Here is a 20437-nt window from a genome sequence, read left to right as displayed (position 1 = left end):
TTAATTTAGTTCCAACCTAAAGGTTTGAACGTTCAAACTTATTTATTCTTCTCAAGCCGACTTTTTTCTGATATAATGAATTCAGAGAAAGGTCGGTGTTTTTTATGGCAAAAATTCTGATTGCCTATTTTTCGCATTCCGGAAAAACCAAAAATATTGCTGAGAAAATTGCTGATGTAAGCGGCGGAATACTATATGAAATCAAAACCGTAAAACCGTATCCTGTCGATTACAATACAGTAGTGCAGACGGCAAAAGAGGAACTGAACGGCAATTTTAGACCGAAACTTATTGGAACACTTACTGAGATGTGTTGTTTTGACACTCTGATAATCGGCTTTCCGAACTGGTGGAATACTTGTCCAATGGCGGTTTTATCTTTTCTTAAAAGTTATCCGCTGAAAGACAAAAAAATTTGCCGTTCATCACTCATGGCGGCGGCGGTATCGGCAGATCCAATGAAGATATTGCAAAGGCAACTAACGGTGCTGATGTAAGACCATGTATTGATGCAAATCATACTATTGAGAGTGATATTAAAAAATGGCTTTCTGACAACGAGGTGTGTGAGTAATTATGAGAAAAATATTATCATTTTTGCTTTCGTTTTTTCTTATCATTCTTTCCTGTTCCTGCGGAAGTATAGATAAAAGCGATGTGTCTGCAAATATGGATGAAACAAAATATAAAGCCACACCAAATCAGTATGTGGGCGAAAATACAACAGTTGAAGAGGTGATAACTAATCCTGCATTCGGCGATTTTGGCAGACTACTTTTTCCCGTCGACAGAACTGTCAGCGAAGATATGACTCTCTCCGAAGTCAGCACAAGCAGCGTATACGTTTGGTATAACTATATTCAGGTTGACAAGACTGTTGAGATTATAAACTCTCTTATTGATGATGCAAACAGCGGAAATCAGATTTTTTACAACATTTACAGTGAAGAAGAAATGCAGACAGATTCTTCTAAACGTGATACAGGACTGTTCTTTTTCAAAGGCGAAGAAAATGCACCATTTGCGATTATGAATGCAGGCGGCGGATTTATGTATGTTGGTGCTATGCATGACAGTTTTCCTCATGCGTTGGAAGCAAGCAAAATGGGTTACAATGCTTTTGCCTTGATTTATCGTCCCGATGATCCTTATGCAGATTTAGCTAAAGCGATTGAATTTATTTATGACAATGCGGACGAATTACAGATAAATTCAAATGAATATTCTCTCTGGGGCGGATCGGCAGGTGCAAGAATGGCTGCAACTCTCGGAAATTCTGATAATCTTGCACAGTTTACAGGCAGAACGGATATACCACAGGCATCGGCTGTTATTATGCAGTATACAGGGTATACTTCTGCTTCGGCAAGCGATGCACCCACATATTCTTGTGTTGGAACTTCCGACGGTATTGCAAGCTGGCAGACGATGGAAAACCGTTTGAATCAAATTTCAGATTATGGTATTCCCACAGAGTTTCACAAATATGAAAATCTGCCTCATGGTTTTGGAATTGGTACGGGAACGATTGCGGAAGGCTGGATAAATGATGCCGTAACGTTCTGGGAAAATCAGATGGGAAACATTGAACTCCCGGAGTTAAGACAGATTCGCAACTTGCAGGATTATCTTCTCGGCAGGGATGTTTCCACCCACGGTGCGGATTACGATGTCTGCAAAGACGGAGTTTGGGATGTATTTGACCTTTGCATTATGAAAAGAAATTATGTAAATAAATATCAAAATTCAGAAAAATCAGGAGATATGGAAAATGTACAATCCACAACTTGAAACGTTTATCAAAGTTGCTGACTGCGGAAGCTTCAATAAAGCGGCGGAACAGCTGTATATATCGCCGCCTGCTGTAGTAAAACAGATAAATCTGCTTGAATCATCGCTTGATGTGCAGCTTTTTTCCCGGACACATCGTGGGATAGCTTTGACAGACGCAGGAAAATCGTTATATCAAGATGCTAAATACATTATTCAGTATTGTCAGGATTCCGTCAGACGTGCGAAAAATGCAATGCAGAATGAAAAAATCATTATCCGTATCGGCACATCTCCCATGACTCCGGAAAACATGATTATGGATATGTGGTATGAAGTGCGAAAGATTTGTCCTGATATGAAATTTCAGTTGATTCCATTTGAGAACACACCGCAAAATGCCCGTGAAATTCTGTGCAATCTCGGACAGAATATCGACATTGTAGCCGGAATGTATGATTCGGATTCTTTGAAAAAGTGGAAATGCAGTGCATTTCACCTGAAAGATATGCCGATTCGATGTGCAGTTTCCGTTTATAATGAACTTGCAGATAAGTCAGTACTGAATATCAGCGACTTGTATGACAGAAACTTTATGCTGATCCGGCGCAACTGGAATAGCTGCCTTGATAGAATGCGTGATGATCTTTATGAAAATTATCCGCAGATACATATTATCGATTTTGATTTTTTCAGTATGAATGTTTTCAACCAGTGTGAAAACAGCAATGATTTAATGATGTGCATTGACAACTGGACGAATGTACATCCAATGCTGAAAGTAATTCCTGTTGACTGGAATTATACGATTCCATTCGGAATACTGCATTCGCCGAAACCGTCATCGTCCGTCAGAAAATTTCTAAATACAGTAAAGCGGATTGTTGAAAATCCAGAGTATAAACTCTAAGGTTTACAGCTATGAACAAATCGAAACTTCTCAAACGGTTTCGATTTTGTTATAATATGAGTAATGAAGTTTTTAGGAGGTCATTTCTATGAACAAGAATGTTTTAATTTTATCGGGAAGTCCCAGAAATGGAGGCAATTCCGACTTACTATGTGATGAGTTTATGCGTGGAGCATTGGAATCAGGCAATCAGGTTGAAAAAATACGTGTTGCCGAAAAGAAAATCGGTTACTGCAAAGCCTGTTACTATTGCAGACAGTCCGGCGGTGTCTGTGCCATAAAAGACGATATGGCGGAAGTTCTGCAAAAGATGATAGACGCAGACGTAATTGTACTTGCAAGTCCTGTGTACTTCTATTCTATTGACGCACAGCTCAAAGCGCTGATTGACCGTACTGTTGCAAGGTGGCTGGAAGTAAAGAAAAAGGAGTTTTATTACATAGCCACTTGTGCAGATACCGAATCAGAATCATGTGAAACGACTCTTGCTTGCTTCAGAGGGTATGCGGACTGCGTTGAAGGAGCAAAGGAAATTGGTGCGATTTACGGCACAGGCGTTTATGAAAAGGGCAAAATCAAGGGAACAAAAGCTTTTGCAGACGCTTACGAAATGGGCAAAAGCGTTTAAGGAGGCAGCATTATGAAAAAGCGAATGTTAGGCAATACATTAGAGGTTTCCGCTGTCGGATTTGGCTGTATGGGACTTTCTCACGCCTATGGAAAGCCAACAGACAAGAAAACTGGAATTGAAATTATCCGTCAGTCTGTGGAAAGCGGTTACACATTTTTTGATACCGCTGAAATATACGGAACGCAGGACAATCCCAACGACAATGAAATTATTGTGGGAGAGGCTCTGAAACCATACCGTGACGAGGTTGTAATCGCAACAAAATTTGGTATTCGATTTGACAAGGACAGCGGAAAAGTTCCGTATCTAATCGTACCGGATTCACGTCCTGAACAAATCCGAAAGGCTGTGGAGGGCTCGCTAAAAAGATTGCAGACCGACTACATTGACCTTTACTATCAGCACAGAATCGACCCGAACATTCCGCCTGAAGAAGTTGCAGGAGTAATGTCGGATTTAATCAAAGAAGGCAAAATCAGAGCGTGGGGTATTTCGGAAGTTACAGAAGATTATCTCCGCAAAGCACACGTCGTATGTCCCGTAACGGCAATCCAGAACAGATACTCTATGATGGCAAGACATTATGAAACACTGTTTCCTGTTCTTGAGGAATTGGGTATAGGATTTGTTGCATTTTCTCCCCTTGCAAATGGATTTTTAAGTGGAAAATATGGTAAAGGTCAGCACTTTGATAAAAAGTATGACTATCGCAGCAGTATGCCGCAGTTTACCGATGAGGCAGTTGACGAAAACAGAGAACTGTTAGAACTTCTGGTTTCGACAGCCGAAAGCAAGAATGCGACTCCTGCACAAATCTCAATGGCATGGATGATGTGCAAAAAGCCTTATATCGTCCCGATTCCCGGTTCAAGAAAACTTGAACGAATCAAAGAAAATGCTAAAGCTGCGGATGTAATGCTGACAGAGCAGGAAGTCAGCAGACTTGATAAGGCTTTGGATAATGTAAAGATGTCTGATGTCTTTGGCGGAACAAAATAAATGCAGAAACAGCAGTGTGAAAATAGTTTATCCTAGTGTAATCAGAAATCCCTGGTCAAAAATGATATAATAATGATTTTCTAATTTCATTTGAGAAGTTTTAATTAGTTTCTATGTATAAACCCAAAGGTTAATGCCTGATAACTAATTGGAACTTCTCAAAAAAAGCAATATGGGGTATAATAAAATCATCAAAGAAAACAGGAGGTACATTTTATGGAATATGTAACTTTAAACAACGGCATTAAAATGCCGGTACTGGGATATGGCGTGTATCAGGTAACAAAAGATGAATGTAAACGCTGCGTTCTGGATGCTCTTGAAACGGGATACCGTCTTATCGATACGGCTCAAAGCTATTTCAATGAGGAGGATGTCGGCGAAGCAATCGCAGAATCTGGAGTTGCGAGAAATGACATCTTCCTTACCACAAAAGTCTGGGTTGAACATTACGGTTACGAGGAAACAAAGAAATCCGTTTATACTTCTTTGAAAAAGCTGAAAACGGAATATCTTGACCTCATGCTGCTGCATCAGCCTTTTGCTGATTACTATGGTGCATACCGTGCATTGGAGGATTTGTATACAGAGGGAGTAATTCGTGCAATAGGCGTTTCAAATTTCTATCCTGACCGTCTTGTGGATATTGCAAACTTTGCACGTATTGTACCAATGATCAATCAAGTAGAAACTCACCCGCTCAATCAGCAGACAGAAGCTATGAAGTGGATGAAAAAATATGATGTGCAGATTGAGGCATGGGCACCATTCGGAGAGGGCAGAGGCGGTCTGTTTGAAAATCCTGTTCTTGCTGAAATCGGTAAACAGTATAATAAGACACCTGCACAGGTAATGCTTCGCTGGAATATTCAGCGTGGAGTAATCGTTCTGCCAAAATCCACTCATAAGGAACGTATAGAGCAGAATTTTGATGTATTTGACTTTATATTGTCCGAAAGCGATATGCAGAAAATCGCCGAATTGGACACTCAGACAAGTTCCTTCTTCTCACATTATGATCCTGCTATGGTAGAATGGTTTGCTCAAATGGTGGAAGAGCGCAAAACAAAGCATGACAGTTCAAAAGAGAAGAAAAGCTGGTAAAGCCAGATTTCCTAAAATCAGAGGTATGCATCGGAGGTATGCATATGAAAAAGAAATTTATGCTTTTTCTAATGTGTTCCGCTTTGGCTATATCACAAAAAATCATCTGCTGTTGCCTATACAGGACGACAATAATGCCAAAAGGAGCGTGAATGTCATGAAAAAGATTAAGTTTATTCCTTTTGCAGCAGTATTCGCTGTTACTTCCATATCAGCTACCCGATTCAGCCGAAAACATTGCAGCATGGCTTGAGGAATTAGGTTATTGAATATGATAAAGAGAATATGTAAAATTACCGCCGATATCTTTATGGCTGCACTTCTGCCAGTTCTGATGTCCTATATGCTTGCAGGTGTAAAATTACATGAATGGTTTGGAACTGCCATGTTTCTGCTGTTTATTCTGCATCATGTTCTGAATTATAAATGGCTGAAAAATATATTTCATGGAAAATATACAGCGGTACGTCTTGCAGGAACTATAGTAAATATTTCTGTTTTACTTGCTATGTTAGGACTTATGTACAGCGGAATCGTTTTATCACGTTATGTATTTACATTCATACCGATAGACAGTGGTTATGCCAATGCACGTAAACTGCACATGATTTGTTCCTACTGGGGATTTATATTGATGAGTCTGCACCTTGGTTTTCACTGGAATATGTTTATCTCTATGGGACAAAAGCTTCTGAAGGGCAGGAAAAGAATGTTACCGAATATTCTTCCAAAAGCGATTGGTGCAACTATGGCAGGATATGGTTTGTATGCATTTCAAAAGCGTGAAATCTGGTCATATATGTCGCTGAAAATACAGTTTGTATTTTTCAATATGGAAGAATCCCTGTCGGCATCTATAACTGATTATCTTGCAGTGATGGCACTCTTTGTGTGGATTGGACATTATACTGTTAAAATACTGAAAATCCTGAATAAAGGAAACGGAGTGAACTAAATGAGTAAAAAACGTAAAATCATATTGATTATTGTACTCGTTGTCGTTATTATTGCTGCGGCAGCAGTCGTTTTATATCACAGTACTTATCGTTTTCCTGCTAAATTCCGTATTCTCTCGGATAATTCTCTTGGCGCAGCTGAAACCGAAGAACTCAAAGAGGATATTCTTGCCCAAAGTGAGCTAAAAATACTTGTTGCATATTTTTCATATTCAGGAACAACAAAAGAAATCGCAGAAGAAATTGCCTACAGAACCGATGCTGACCTTTTTGAAATCGTAACTAAAGAAAGTTATAATGATGTGTACAAGGAAGCCAACAGCGAAATCAGATTCAATAAACGTCCTGAACTGAGCAATGTTGTTTCCGATATGGAACAATATGATGTGATATTCATCGGCTATCCCGTATGGTGGCACGCTACTCCTGCTCCGGTCAATACATTTATTGAAAGTTATGATTTGAATGGCAAGCTGATTATTCCGTTTTGTACCAGCGGAGGAAGCGATATTGAAGAAACAATGCCTACTTTCCTTGATTCCTGTGACGGTCTTGCAGTGTATAACGGTAAAACAATAAGTGGTACAAGTGAGCTTGATGATTGGTTTGCTGAATTGAAATTGCCACATAAATTATCCGAAAATCAAATTGGAAAGGAATGATTTTTTAATATGAAAAACATACTTGCATTAGCAGTCACTGCTGTATTGGGTTTCACTTTTACAGGAGCAGGAACGATAAAAGCTGATACTAACAGTGAAAAGGAAACATATCAATATACCATAGAAGATGTGAAGAATTTACAGGATTTTTTGCTCGGCAAAGATACTCCCGATTTATCGGGGAAAAATTACGATTTATACAAAGATGGTAGATGGGACGCTTTTGATTTGTGCCTTATGAAGCGTGAAATTCTGAATACAATGAATGACACAAACGGAAAAACGCTCGTTGTCTACTATTCACTTGTTCTGCCGGACGGTACAGATGCATCTGCAAGTGCAAGCCGTGTAATCGTAGATAATGAAGCTTATGGAACAACGGAATACATGGCAAGAGTAATTCAGGAAAATACAGGTGCTGATTTGTTCCAGATTGAAACGGTACAGAAATATCCAGACGAATACAGAGCTGTTACTGAACAGGCATCCAATGAAAAAGAAAGCGGATTCCGTCCTGAACTTGCAACGCATATTGATAACATTGATGATTATGACACGATTTTTGTAGGTTACCCGAACTGGTGGGGCGATATGCCTATGGCACTTTACTCATTCTTTGATGAATACGATTTATCGGGAAAAACAATAATTCCTTTCAATTCGCACGGCGGAAGCGGATTTTCACAAACAGTAAAATCCATATCGGAACTTGAACCGAATGCCGATGTCAGCACAGAGGGCTTATCAGTCAGCAGAAATTCTGTTGCACAATCTGAAAGTCAGATTATAGAATGGCTTGAAAAGCTGGGAATGGCTAAGCAGGAGTCAAAAGAGCTGATATTGTATTTCACACATCCCGAAACTGACGGAACAGATACTGTTGCAGGCGCAAGCCGTGTTGTTGTGAATGATAAACTATACGGTAATGTGGAGTACATTGCAAATGTGATTCATGAAAATACAAATACGGACATGGTACGGATTCAGACAGCACAGGAATATCCCGGTACACATGCTGAACTTGTAAATTATGCCGCTGACGAACAGGATTCTAATGCACGTCCGAAAATCATAACGGAAATAAATCTCTCAGATTATGATACTATTTATGTCGGATATCCGATATGGTGGTTCGATCTGCCGATGGTGATGTATTCTCTGTTTGAACAGTATGATTTTTCCGATAAAACAATTATTCCGTTTTCAGTACATGGCGGAAGCGGATTTGCAGGTACAATTGATAAAATTGCTGAAATGCAGCCCGACGCCAACGTGATAACGAACGGCTTTACTGTTTCAAGAAATACAGTGGGAAATGCAGAAAACAGCGTTATTGAATGGCTGAACAATCTTGAAAAGTAATGAAAAGGGGCGGTTACAATGAAAAAATTATTATATGGAATGCTAATATGTGTGATAAGTTTTTCTATGACCGCCTGCAATTCCGATGAATCAGAAAGCAAAACAGAGATTTTTGCTATGGATACTTATGTGACAATCGAGGCTTTCGGTGAGAACTCCGAAAAGGCTGTTTCAGACGCAGAACAGGAAATAAAGCGTCTTGAAAACTTGTGGTCTGTCACAGATGAAAACAGTGAGATTTATGCAGTCAATCACAGCGGCGGGCAGCCTGTTTTCATCAGTGATGAAACGGCTGAATTGATAGAATATGCGCTTGAAATCAGCGATTTAACGGACGGAGCATTGGATATTTCACTGTATCCTGTACTTTTGGAATGGGGATTTACAACAGGCGAGTATAAAATTCCCGATGAAGAAACTTTGCAGAATTTATTAATTCGAACCGGATATGAAAAAGTAAAGCTTGACGGCAATTACATTAATTTGGAAGATGAAATGCAAATTGATTTAGGCGCAGTGGGCAAAGGTTTTACAGGTGATTTGCTTGCTGAAAAAATTAAAGAAAACAGTGTGAAATCGGCACTAATCAACTTAGGCGGAAACGTTCAGACTATCGGTACAAAGCCGGACGGTTCTGACTGGAAGGTTGGTATCACCAGTCCATACGGTGAGGGGAATTTTGCTGTACTTGAAATATCTGATAAAGCAATTGTAACATCTGGTGGATACGAACGATATTTTATCGGCGAGGACGGAAGACAATATCATCATATTCTGAATCCCGAAACGGGCAAACCAGCCGAAAGCGGTCTGATAAGCGTTTCGGTAATTGCCAGTGAGGGCAGATTGTGTGACGCACTTTCCACTTCGCTTTTTGTTATGGGACTTGAAAAAGCCGAAAATCTATGGAAATCAAAGAATGATTTTGATATGATTCTCGTAACCGAAAACGGTGAAATCTACATTACCGAGGGTATTGAAGATAATTTTTCATTGAATACGATGTACAGCAATCTGGAAGTGAGCGTGATTCACAGATGAAAAATATAAAACTTTGGATTGCAATATGTATTATTATATTTGTTAGCGGAATTATCGGCAGTATTTTTATTCTGAACAAGCCACATGGTACGGTTGTCAATATTATTCAGGACGGAAAAATTATTCGGACAATTGATCTTGATTCCGCTGAAAATCAAACTTTTACCGTTGAATTTGATGGCAAAGAAAATACAATTGAAATCTCAGAACATCAAATCAGAATGCTTGATGCAGACTGCCCCGACCATGTTTGCGTAAACACAGGCTGGCTGAAATCAAATGCGATGCCCATAGTATGCCTGCCGAATAAACTGACCATTCAGTTTGCGGATAATGACAGCGGACTTGATGCAGTAGTGTAAGGCGGTGCGGTATGAATACAAAGAAATTATGCTTGCTGTCACTGCTCACGGCAATCGCCCTGATTATTTTTATTGTGGAGCTGCGGATTCCGAATTTAGTACCGATACCCGGCGTGAAGCTTGGACTTGCCAATATTATTACAGTTTATGCTGTTTATCACCTGAAAGCAAGCGAAACAGCAATAATTTTATTTGTCAGAATTTTTCTCGGCTCTGTTTTCGGGGGCAATCTTTCGGCAATTGCTTTCAGTCTGTGCGGTGGACTTTTATGCCTTGCAGGGATGCTTCTGATGCGAAAGGTAATTGACGAGAATCATATATGGGTATGCAGTATTATCGGTGCAGTTCTGCATAATATTGGTCAGACCGCAGCGGCTGTTGCTGTTATGAGAACCACTGCGGTTATTGCCTATCTGCCGTTTCTGCTCGTATCAGGCTGTATTGCGGGATTGTTTACAGGTCTGTGCGCTCAGGTACTTGTGAAAAGAATAAAAAATTTTTGATTAGGAGAGATAATATGAAAAAAGTTTATGCCTTTGTTGCTGCTTTAACAACCGCATTTTCATTGACAGCTTGCGGAAATACCAATGAAGAAAGCATATCTTCAAGCGTTGCGAATAGCATTACAGAGATAAGTGAAACAGAAACAGTTGAATATGAATCAAATTCAGATTTAAGCAGGACTGACGTGGAAATATCCAAAGAAAATATATCTGATGCCGAAACTTCTGTATCTTATGAAGAAAGCAGCGAATCGGCAGGAAATGAGGAAAATTCAAAAGTCCTTATTGCATATTTTACTTTGCCGGAGGACGTTGATCCGGATGGGGCGGATGCTATTGCAGGTGCAAGCATTGTAGTGAATAATGGTAAAATAGTTGGAAATACAGAATACATTGCAAATATCATTCAGCAGACAATTGGCGGAGATTTATTTGAAATCACTACCGAAAAGGACTACCCGCTTGATCATGAACCGCTGGTAGATGAAGCAAAGCAAGAACAGCAGAATTCCGACAGACCTGCACTTATTTCTCACATAGGAAATCTTGATGAATATGATACCATTATTATTGGCTATCCGAATTGGTGGGGAGATATGCCGATGCCTGTATTTACTTTCCTTGAAGAATATGATTTTTCAGGTAAAACAATCATTCCTTACTGTCCCCATGGCGGCAGCAGGTTTTCCAATACCGTTGCAGAAATTGCAGAACTCCAGCCAAATGCTGTTGTAAGCGATAACGGTTTCTTGGTTGAAAGAAATGATGTCATTAATTGTGCCGATGATGTGATTGATTGGATAAACAGCATTTTTTAAGTTTTAGATTATTAGCTCTCTGTCTGCACATTATGAGAGTTCAATAAATAATGGGTTTTATTTAAAAAGGGACAAATCAAAAAACCTCCGCAGGGCAGTTTTTCAGCCTATGCGGAGGTTTTTATTCAGTGACCGCACAGTTTCAGATTGAAATATCTTTTGCAGAAAGAAATGATGTAATAAATTGCATATGCAATGTCAGAAAAAGCCTTAGATACGTTTCAAATCTTTCGGGCACGTTCTCCTCCTAACCAACTTGAATTATCGAAAAAATTCAAGTCGGAGGAAAAAGAATGTACAGAAAAAACAATATGACTAAGGTGCATAATGGCGCTGAAAATCTTAAAAATGCTCTGCTTTCAAAGGAAGAGTGGCAGGCATTTGTGGAGGCTGACTATGCTGTTTTCAAGCAGGGTGAAAGCTTTGCCGAAATACTCAGCCGTTACATAAAAGAGATGCAGGAACTTCACGATATTAAGCAGAAAGACATTTCCGATGCAACGGGAATAGAATCATCACTAATAACAAAGTACAAGCACAATAAGCAGAAGCCAACGCTTTATGCTGTTATTCTGTTAAGCCTTGCAATGAAACTGACTCCTGAGAGAAGCAAACACTTGCTGAGAGCTGCCGGATTCGCCTTGAATGACAGCAAGGAACATCGCATATACAAGCTGTTTTTGCAGGGCTGTGCGTTCAGCAAAGCGTACTCCATTGAGAACTGTAACGAAATGCTTATCAGAAACGGCTTTATGAAACTTTCAGTATAAATTTCTCTGTAAACTAAAAAATGGATAGAATCATCTGTGAAAATGCAGTAAAAATCAAAGTCTGTCATAATTAAATCCCCGATTTTACAGGGGTTTATATGGCGGACTTAGCATTTTCTGCGGATAAATTTATCCTTTTACTTTTGTGGATTAAGTCGATATAATTAAAGCATACTGATTCACAAGCCTTTCGGCTCTCTCAGGGTGAAGCGGTAACTACAATTCAATCTTGCTGAGAGAGATTGATTGTCAAACAGAATGGCATATATCTGTGCGATAATCGGTTCTCGCTGTATGCCTTTCTGTAATTCAAAAGAAAGGCTGCACGACAATGAGCAGAAAACATTTTTATATCACGTTCGGAGATGAAATTCCCGAAGAAATCGAAAAAATTTATAACAGGATTGTTCGCAAAGAAGAATACAGTCTTGAAAAAGATGCCCTCGGTAAATCTGTACTGTTCGGAAGTGAGGACGAACTTTATCGCTACAATATCTCTGAATACATCGCACAACAGAATGCGGAGAAGTCCCAAAACAAAGAACATCAAGAAATGCTTGCTTTGCTTAATAAAGCACTGGATAGACTAAAAGAAGAATATCCTATCGAGTACGAAATCATTCAGCTTTACTATTTCTCAGAAAATCAGATTACATTGCAGGAAATTGGAAAATCAAAGGGTATTACGAAACAGGCAGTCCACAAGCGAATCAAAAAAGCTTGTTTGTATTTGAAAGAATACATAACTGCATATAAAAAATAGCGCTTGAACTTGTGAAAGATGACGAATTATCTGATTTCCCTCAAAACATTTTGAAAATCGGTTGACATTCGGCTTATTTTACGTGTGTATTATAGAGGAATTATGGGCAGACAATTCCTCATGTTCTCCTTGTTTTTTCTTTTCTGATGCCGAGATTTCCTCATAAACGCAAACTTATTGCTCTCGGTATCGGACAAAGAAAAATGATGTACTGTCAATGGGTATCATCTCTGTGACGCTCATCGAGAATACATCATCGTATTCTGTCGGTATCTTGAAAATTGAATATCAGAAACGTTAATTTAAATGCTCTTTTGCTCGCCGATAAATCGGCAACCGCAAAAGATGGCAAATATTCAACGACAAAAAATTGTCGTTGAATATAAGCAAAACAGAGGTGTTAAACTATGGCGGTTAAATTTCAAAGCGTAAACGCCTGCAAATCAATGTTTACCGAATATCCTGATGTAGTGGGCATCAAAGAAGTTTGTAAGATGCTCGGAATCGGCAGGGATAAGGCATATCAACTTGTAAACACAGGTGAGCTGATGAAAATTCCTTGTTCCCGTTCGATAAAAGTACCAAAGCTTTCCGTTATTGAGTATATCCTCCGGTGCATATAAACGAACTTCATTATATTTGATAATAAATGTGGTAGAACTACTTGAAAAACTCTACTGTCTGCGCTACAATAGTATTGTTAGCAGCAGACATCTGCCACAGCTACTTTAGGAGGTAGTTACAATGATAGCAGGTCTGCCCTTTAATTACAAGGTGTACGCAAAGAAAAACAAACTTTATGTAGTCGTTGACTACAAGGATGCTGATGGAAATCGCAAGAAAAAGTGGCTTCCTACTGGTCTTGATGTTGATACAAAGAAGAAAGAAATAACCGTGGTGGCGGATAAAATTGTTTCCGAATACTACGACAAGAATTTCGGACTTTTTAATCTAACAGAAAAGAACATAGGTGAGATTGATGTTCCTTCGGTATCAAAAACAATAACAGAAATTTCATCGGAAAAGTTTGAGTTATTTGACTTTATGGACAAGTGGCTCAAATACAAGAAGCCGAGAGTTTCCAAGTTGACATATGATGAGTATCGCAGTGGCATAAAGAGGGCGAAACAGTTCTTCAAGAAGGATACGTTTTACATAGACACCATAAGACCAATTGACATTCAGGACTACTACAATTCAATCCTTAGTAGCGGAGCGAAAACAAGTACTCTGAAAAATCGTCATCTTTGTATGCACAATCTTTTTGAGTATGCTGTGAAACTGGACTTGATTCCGTTCAATCCGACTTCGAGAGTGGAAATGCCGAAACTCGAAAAGCACGATGCAACATTTTACAGCAAAGAGGAACTTGACAGCCTGTTCAGCGTTTTCGTTGATGACCGTATGGAAATTGTGGTGCATATTGCCGCATATTACGGTCTGAGAAGATGTGAGATACTTGGCTTGCAGTGGGATTCGATAGACTTTGAAAACAAGACTATCACCATTCGCAGAAAAGTTATTACGGTTATGGGTGACGGCGGAGAGTACGAAACGATATGCGAAAACAAGCTGAAAACCAATGCCACAAGAAGAACTCTGCCTTTAGTTCCGCACATCGAAAGACTTCTGAGTGCAAAGAAAAAGCAGCAGGAATATTACAGAAAAATGCTCCGTGGAGGGTACAACAATGACTATCTGAACTTTGTATGTACCGACGATTTCGGTAATCTTATAAAGCCTGAATATGTCACTTCACATTTCAGATATGTCGTTGACAAAAACGGATTAAGGCATTTACGCTTTCATGATTTACGTCATACCTGTGCAAGCCTGCTCATTGCGAATCATATTCCGCTTAAGGCGATACAGGACTGGCTCGGACACGCAAATTTCCAGACGACGGCAAATATTTATTCCCATCTCGATTTCAGTTCAAGAGTGGAATCGGCAGAAACAATTTCAAGTATTCTTGGCGATGCGGAAACGGGAATTAACAGCAAACGTACAGAGCCGAAACAGGAAACAAGAGGAAGAAAAAAGAAAAAATCCGACTGTTCAAGCGATAACGTTCAGCCTTAATTCAGCTGGTAGAACTTTGGTAGAACTCTGAAAAAAGAAATCAAGCCTTTCTAAAGTTGTAGAACTTTTGGTAGAACTCAAAAGTTATTCCGCATTATTTGTTCTACCAAAAGTGAAACGAAAATGTTCTCAAACATTGAATTTACTATGATTTCTGAAAGTTTTAAAACCGAATTTTTTGAAAACAGGTTGAAAAATTCGCTATTATGTGATATAATAACGATAACATAAAACAATGGGAGGAACATTTATGGACAACAACTTTAACAGCATCCTGAAACGTATCCGCAAAGAAAAAGGCATAACACAGGAACAGCTTGCAGATAAGGTAGGGGTATCTCCGCAGGCAGTGTCAAAGTAGGAGATTTCAAGCTATCCCGACCCTCAGCTTATGCCTGTGATTGCAGATTTTCTCGGCGTAACTATAGATGAGCTTTTCGGACTTGCTCCCGAAAAGGTAATGAGCGTTCACGAACGTGCGATGATAGAAATTTATGATATGTCGAAAGATAACAAAACTCAAAGAAAACGTTTGGAATATGCGTATGAACTGGTACGAGCCTCTGTTATGGGATGCTGTGGCTGTAATCTATTCGGCAACATTCCTGATAATGTAAGAGCCTCGGAATATGGCAATTACTCATTATATCTTCGTGATTCAGGTTTCATTTTCGGCAGGCTTAACGCAAATCTGCCGTTTATGCTTGTAATGCACGAACCTGAAAAAGGTTATGATGATGTACTGGCTTATGATAAGCGTGCGATGGATTTTTTTCGAATTCCTCAGCATACCTAACGCCTTGCGTGTTATGTATTTTCTTGCAGGAAGAAGTACAACTATTTTCTTTAAGATTGAAACGCTTATGCACGAGCTTTCTATTTCCCGTGATAATACCAAGGAAATTATAAAGGAAATGCTCAAATTCAATTTATACGGAAGGCAACTCTGAAAGGCGGAGAAAAGGAAGATGAAAAAATTTATCAATACCTTGTAGATTATACACTGATACCCTTCCTTACATTTACAATGACTATCTTAACCCGTCCCAACAACTTTAATTATCAGAACTAGTGGCGGGAAAATCCATTCTTTAAAAATGATACCTACAAGGAGAAAAAGACCGATGAAAAAGAAAAATAAAGAGGAGAAAAATTTACTCCACACCGAATATGGCATACTTAAAAATTCGGTTTACATACTGGGTAAAATCCGTCAATACAAGCCTTTTCTGCCTTGGCTTATGCTGCTTGGTGTTTTCACAGGCTCGCTTATGCAGTATCTCTGGACTTTTATAGGTAAGTTCGTTATTGATATTATAGAGTGTCAGGCTTCTTCTGCCGAAAAGGATTTTGCTCCATTGTTATCGTTACTTATTATAACAACAATTATTGAGCTTGTTGCTATGGGGCTTAACTCTCTGGCGAATAACAGAATATGGTTTAATATGATAAACGTGCGTATGAAAATGATAAGCGAGCGTATACGCAAGGTGCTTTCAATGGAATATCAGACGTTGGAAAACCCTGATATACTGAATATGGCTGAAAAAGCGGCGCAGGCTACAGGCGGCAACAATAACGGCGTTGAGGGTATGATGCATTCCGTTTACGGCATAGGTACAAATATAGTTCTTATGGCGGTAACCCTTACCACTATTGTAACTCTCGACTGGAAGCTTATAATAATTCTTACGGTTGTGTCCTTTTTGCAGTTTCTGTTTTTCAAACATATCGTTAAGCGTGACAAAAAAGAAGTATGGGATAAGCTTGCTCCTACTTGGAGAAAAATCAATTATATGGAGCGTGCAACACAGGATTTTGACTACGCTAAGGATATACGTCTTTTCGGTATGAAGAACTGGCTTTCGGATAAACAGCACGAAATACTTGACGAAAAGCAAAGTAAAATTTTACACAGTCGAAACCTATGGATGAAGAATGCCGCATTTTCCAATCTTATCGGTATTATCTCTAAAGGAGCAGTTTATGCTATACTTATTTATTCCGTTATTGATACGGATATGAGTATCGGTAATTTCACGCTCTTTCTGGGACTTTCCTCGACCTTTTCCTCGACCCTTACCGCATTTCTGAATTCTCTCGGTCAGTTTAAAGAACAGTCAATGAAAACGGACGATTTCCGCAGCTTTATGGATTATGAAAGCGAGCTTGAAAATGATACAGTTCCGTTACCTCAAACAGGCAGATATATAATTGAATTTAAAAATGTGTCATATAAGTACAAGGGTGCGGATAATTATGCTTTGAAAAATCTCAGCCTTAAATTTGAGGCAGGTAAAAGGCTTGCAGTTGTCGGTCAGAACGGTGCAGGAAAAACTACCTTTATTAAGCTTCTGCTTCGGCTTTATGACGTAACCGAGGGTGAAATTCTCCTTAACGGCGTTGACATACGGCGCTTCAAGCGAAATGAATATTACACGCTTTTTGCTCCTGTTTTTCAGAATGTAGAAGTTTTTGCATTTCCTATGAGCGAAAATATTTCTATGAAACCGCCTTGTGACACAGATGCAAAATTAGCCGAGAAATGTGCTGTAAAGGCAGGTATGGAAGAAAAATTGAACAGCTTATCCGACGGTATTGCAACCGAGCTTTTAAAGATTATCCACGATGACGGCGTTGACCTTTCGGGCGGCGAAAAGCAAAAACTTGCACTTGCAAGAGCGTTATACAAGAACGCATCTGTTATCGTTCTTGACGAACCTACTGCTGCACTTGACGCATTGGCAGAATACAGCCTGTACAAGAATTTTGATGAAATTATCGGAGATAAATCTGCAATTTACATTTCCCACCGCCTTTCTTCAACACGTTTTTGCGATAGTATAGCTATGTTCAAGGCGGGAGAAATGGTGGAATACGGAACCCACGAGGAATTGCTTGCCAAGGGCGGAGCATACTCGGAAATGTTCAATATTCAGGCTCAATATTACAAGGAGGGAGAGAAAGAATATGAAGAAATCGGCTGAAAAGAAAAACACATTTGATACAGCAATAAAAACAATAAAATATTTCTTTCCTATTGCATGTAAGGCACATAAAGGCTTTTTCTTCTGTGGTATTTCAGGTATAATTATAACCGCCCTTACTCCTTTTATCGCTATTATGATTTCACCGATGATTATCGACGAGCTTATGGGCGAACGTGATATTCAGAAGCTCGTTTTATATGCGGCGGCAATTGTTTTAGCCGAAGCGTTGGGTATGCTTGCCTCGTCTATTATCAGTATCGTAATTGAAAAATATGACGAGAAATATCAGAACCTTTTTAGCGAGCGTATGAGCAAGCGTGTTATGGAGCTGGATTTTCAGCATACGGAGGACAAAAAGGCTCTTGACCAGATAAATCTTGCCCGTGAGGGAATGAGCTGGTATTCGGGCGGTGTAGTAGGGATTTTTCAGCAGGTTTTCACTGCCGTAACCCAAGCTGTAATAATTATAGGCGTTATGGCGATTATACTGACAAAAGCGCCCTTGCTGTTTTTGATTACAGCAGTACTTCTTGCAATAAACGCTTTCATACGAAGCAAGCAAAACAAGATAGATATTGAATTTTACAGCAGACTTGCCAAATCAAACCGCATTTTCGGATATCTCGGCTGGTCGCTGACAGATTTCAGATACGGTAAGGATATTCGCATATACGGTGCGGCAGATATGATGGCAAATAAGTGGGACGATTATAACGATAAGCAGATAAAGGAATGGAAATGGAATGCCGACAAGCATATGCCGCTTAATCTGCTGTCGGATATTTCAGGTGCGGCACGGGATTTCGGTTCTTACTTTTATCTTGGTATTTTAGCTATCCTCGGCAAAATCACAATAGGCGCTTTCACACAGCTCCTGTCAGCAAGTGCAACCTTTAACAGCAGTATGAATAACTTGATTAATTGTGTTCAGGAAATAATCAAGCGTACAAATTACGCTTACGAATACGTCAAGTTTATGGATTATCCGTCCGCTATTGAAAAAGGTGAGCGACACGCTGAAAACAAGCCTCATACCATTGAATTCAGAAATGTAGGCTTTACTTATCCAAATACTGATGTTAAGGTGCTTGAAAATGTAAATATCACTATAAAACAGGGCGAGCATTTGTCCGTAGTAGGTCTTAACGGTGCAGGAAAAACCACATTTATAAAGCTTTTGTGCAGACTTTATGACCCTACGGAGGGGGAAATACTGCTTGACGGAATAAACATAAAGGAATATGATTACGCAGAATATATGTCGTTGTTTTCTCCCGTTTTTCAGGACTTCAAGCTGTTCAGTTTTTCCGTAAAGGAAAACATTGTACTGAATGAAAGCTGCTCCGATGATGAGCTTAATAAGCTTATAGTGCAGGTGGGTTTATCAGAAAAAATTGCCTCCATGGAGAACGGCACTGCCACAAATCTATTCAAGGCTTTTGATGAAAACGGAATAGAGCCTTCGGGCGGTGAACAGCAGAAAATCGCTATTGCACGAGCGCTTTACAAGAAAGCTCCCGTAGTAATTTTAGACGAGCCTACGGCAGCGCTTGACCCTGTGGCTGAGTATGATATTTACCGTCAGTTTGACACGCTTGTTGGCGAAAAAACCGCAATTTACATTTCTCACAGACTTTCAAGCTGTAAATTCTGCGACAGGATAGCTGTTTTTTCAGAAGGCAGAATAAAAGAGTACGGTACGCACGATGAACTGTCGGTGCAAAGCGGCGGTATTTACGCAGAAATGTTTGCAGCACAGGCGCAGTATTATAGAGATTAATAATGAAAGAATCAGCCGCAATCGGGAAATCCGTTTGCAGCTGATATATTGTTATATTCAATAAATTACAAGGCATAAACCTTACTTGTTTATATAATTCTTGTAATCATCGTATTAATATTATATTTAAGTTGCCCATTCATTGAGAAGGCATTTCGATTTGTCCATATCATCCCTAACAATTCAGCCTTTGTAACTTCAGTAGAAACGTTTTCATCGATAAATCTTACGCAACTACATTGAGCATAGCCTAATCCACATTTTTTGCACCGTTCTTTATGAATTATATAAAATGGTGAAGATATTATTTTGTGTTGTATTAATTCATCTCCTTCTTCTTTGGTTATATTAAACTGTGTATATAAGCATCCGTCATCTCCTACTGAAATTCAAAGCCACCGCCGAGGCCCATGGGCTGCACATTGAGAAGCACGACAAATACGGATGGACGGTAACGACGTTGGCACCGGAGGCAGAGGCATGGATCAGAGAAACCTTGGGCGAGGATAAAATCAACGCCAGCCGCTTACCGGTGGAAGGCACCACCAAAGGCGGGAGTAAAAAATCCAAAAATCGCAGTATCAAATATGTCTGCCCCTGCTGCGGCACTATCATCCGGGCAACACGGGAGGTCAATGTAATCTGCGGGGAGTCTTTCGAGCGGGCATAAAATAAAAAAAGCGGGAGCCGCAAAGGTTCCCGCTAAATTGTTTTATATGGGATATGAGGCCAATAGCTGGCGGCAGACACTTTTTAGCGTTTCCTCATTTTCTTTATTCATAAATGCCGGAGGGGGTGCAAAAGTGAGCTTCCAAGCGCTTACCATGCCGCCATACCAAAGACAGGCCCGCTGGCGAGCTGTATTGCCAAACTCATGGAAAACAGAAAAAGCCCGGAAATGCCCATAATATCGGACTTTCCGGGCATAGATACA

At 39.6% G+C, this 20437-nt stretch carries 22 protein-coding genes; all 22 read left to right on the top strand.

The window, feature by feature from the left end; genetic code table 11:
- Nucleotides 1–104: 104 nt before the first annotated feature.
- The 22 genes from ACYQ0N_RS05740 (at nucleotide 105) to ACYQ0N_RS05635 (ending at nucleotide 19503) form a co-directional block, all read left to right on the top strand.
- A complete protein-coding gene (locus ACYQ0N_RS05740) occupies nucleotides 105–497 on the top strand; it encodes a flavodoxin (protein WP_460162082.1) in 393 nt (130 codons plus the stop codon).
- A 79-nt stretch (nucleotides 498–576) separates the two neighbouring features.
- Entirely contained in the window at nucleotides 577–1791 is a 1215-nt protein-coding gene (locus tag ACYQ0N_RS05735) for an alpha/beta hydrolase (RefSeq protein ID WP_460162081.1), read from the top strand.
- Entirely contained in the window at nucleotides 1772–2680 is a 909-nt protein-coding gene (locus ACYQ0N_RS05730; RefSeq protein ID WP_460162080.1) for a LysR family transcriptional regulator, read from the top strand. The genes ACYQ0N_RS05735 and ACYQ0N_RS05730 overlap by 20 nt, the downstream gene beginning before the upstream one ends.
- A gap of 88 nt (nucleotides 2681–2768) precedes the next feature.
- Nucleotides 2769–3308 (top strand): flavodoxin family protein, encoded by a 540-nt coding sequence (locus ACYQ0N_RS05725; protein WP_460162079.1) that lies wholly within the window; start codon nucleotides 2769–2771, stop codon nucleotides 3306–3308.
- A gap of 12 nt (nucleotides 3309–3320) precedes the next feature.
- Nucleotides 3321–4310 (top strand): aldo/keto reductase, encoded by a 990-nt coding sequence (locus ACYQ0N_RS05720; protein ID WP_460162078.1) that lies wholly within the window; start codon nucleotides 3321–3323, stop codon nucleotides 4308–4310.
- A 216-nt stretch (nucleotides 4311–4526) separates the two neighbouring features.
- Complete coding sequence (locus tag ACYQ0N_RS05715; protein WP_460162077.1) at nucleotides 4527–5414, top strand: aldo/keto reductase; 888 nt, start codon at nucleotides 4527–4529, stop codon at nucleotides 5412–5414.
- 271 nt (nucleotides 5415–5685) lie between these two features.
- The gene (locus ACYQ0N_RS05710; RefSeq protein WP_460162184.1) at nucleotides 5686–6369 is read left to right on the top strand and encodes a DUF4405 domain-containing protein; all 684 of its coding nucleotides are present in this window, start codon (nucleotides 5686–5688) and stop codon (nucleotides 6367–6369) included.
- Entirely contained in the window at nucleotides 6370–7032 is a 663-nt protein-coding gene (locus ACYQ0N_RS05705) for a flavodoxin (protein WP_460162076.1), read from the top strand.
- A 9-nt stretch (nucleotides 7033–7041) separates the two neighbouring features.
- The gene (locus tag ACYQ0N_RS05700; RefSeq protein ID WP_460162075.1) at nucleotides 7042–8394 is read left to right on the top strand and encodes a flavodoxin; all 1353 of its coding nucleotides are present in this window, start codon (nucleotides 7042–7044) and stop codon (nucleotides 8392–8394) included.
- 18 nt (nucleotides 8395–8412) lie between these two features.
- The gene (locus tag ACYQ0N_RS05695; RefSeq protein WP_460162074.1) at nucleotides 8413–9435 is read left to right on the top strand and encodes an FAD:protein FMN transferase; all 1023 of its coding nucleotides are present in this window, start codon (nucleotides 8413–8415) and stop codon (nucleotides 9433–9435) included.
- Nucleotides 9432–9797: a NusG domain II-containing protein gene (locus ACYQ0N_RS05690; protein WP_460162073.1), complete on the top strand. Its 366-nt coding sequence runs from the start codon at nucleotides 9432–9434 to the stop codon at nucleotides 9795–9797. The genes ACYQ0N_RS05695 and ACYQ0N_RS05690 overlap by 4 nt, the downstream gene beginning before the upstream one ends.
- An 11-nt stretch (nucleotides 9798–9808) precedes the next feature.
- On the top strand, nucleotides 9809–10300 hold the full coding sequence (locus tag ACYQ0N_RS05685) for a Gx transporter family protein (protein ID WP_460162072.1): 492 nt from the start codon (nucleotides 9809–9811) through the stop codon (nucleotides 10298–10300).
- 14 nt (nucleotides 10301–10314) lie between these two features.
- Nucleotides 10315–11118 (top strand): flavodoxin, encoded by an 804-nt coding sequence (locus ACYQ0N_RS05680; RefSeq protein WP_460162071.1) that lies wholly within the window; start codon nucleotides 10315–10317, stop codon nucleotides 11116–11118.
- 128 nt (nucleotides 11119–11246) lie between these two features.
- A complete protein-coding gene (locus tag ACYQ0N_RS05675; RefSeq protein WP_460162070.1) occupies nucleotides 11247–11369 on the top strand; it encodes a hypothetical protein in 123 nt (40 codons plus the stop codon).
- A 42-nt stretch (nucleotides 11370–11411) separates the two neighbouring features.
- Nucleotides 11412–11888, top strand: coding sequence for a hypothetical protein (locus ACYQ0N_RS05670; protein WP_460162069.1), 477 nt, complete (start codon nucleotides 11412–11414; stop codon nucleotides 11886–11888).
- Nucleotides 11889–12219: 331 nt separating this feature from the next.
- Complete coding sequence (locus ACYQ0N_RS05665) at nucleotides 12220–12651, top strand: sigma factor-like helix-turn-helix DNA-binding protein (protein ID WP_460162068.1); 432 nt, start codon at nucleotides 12220–12222, stop codon at nucleotides 12649–12651.
- 407 nt (nucleotides 12652–13058) lie between these two features.
- Entirely contained in the window at nucleotides 13059–13274 is a 216-nt protein-coding gene (locus ACYQ0N_RS05660) for a helix-turn-helix domain-containing protein (protein WP_460162067.1), read from the top strand.
- A gap of 121 nt (nucleotides 13275–13395) precedes the next feature.
- On the top strand, nucleotides 13396–14733 hold the full coding sequence (locus tag ACYQ0N_RS05655) for a site-specific integrase (RefSeq protein WP_460162066.1): 1338 nt from the start codon (nucleotides 13396–13398) through the stop codon (nucleotides 14731–14733).
- 250 nt (nucleotides 14734–14983) lie between these two features.
- Nucleotides 14984–15094 (top strand): helix-turn-helix domain-containing protein, encoded by a 111-nt coding sequence (locus tag ACYQ0N_RS05650; RefSeq protein ID WP_177531484.1) that lies wholly within the window; start codon nucleotides 14984–14986, stop codon nucleotides 15092–15094.
- A 30-nt stretch (nucleotides 15095–15124) separates the two neighbouring features.
- Complete coding sequence (locus tag ACYQ0N_RS05645) at nucleotides 15125–15529, top strand: hypothetical protein (RefSeq protein WP_177531483.1); 405 nt, start codon at nucleotides 15125–15127, stop codon at nucleotides 15527–15529.
- Nucleotides 15530–15857: 328 nt separating this feature from the next.
- Entirely contained in the window at nucleotides 15858–17720 is a 1863-nt protein-coding gene (locus tag ACYQ0N_RS05640; protein WP_460162065.1) for an ABC transporter ATP-binding protein, read from the top strand.
- Nucleotides 17704–19503, top strand: coding sequence for an ABC transporter ATP-binding protein (locus tag ACYQ0N_RS05635; RefSeq protein ID WP_460162064.1), 1800 nt, complete (start codon nucleotides 17704–17706; stop codon nucleotides 19501–19503). Before ACYQ0N_RS05640 ends, ACYQ0N_RS05635 begins: the two co-directional genes overlap by 17 nt.
- The last annotated feature ends 934 nt before the right edge of the window (nucleotides 19504–20437 follow it).

Source organism: Ruminococcus sporogenes, assembly GCF_054655175.1.
The sequence above is the reverse complement of the archived record's forward strand: the minus strand, read 5'-3'. Positions and strand labels throughout refer to the sequence as shown.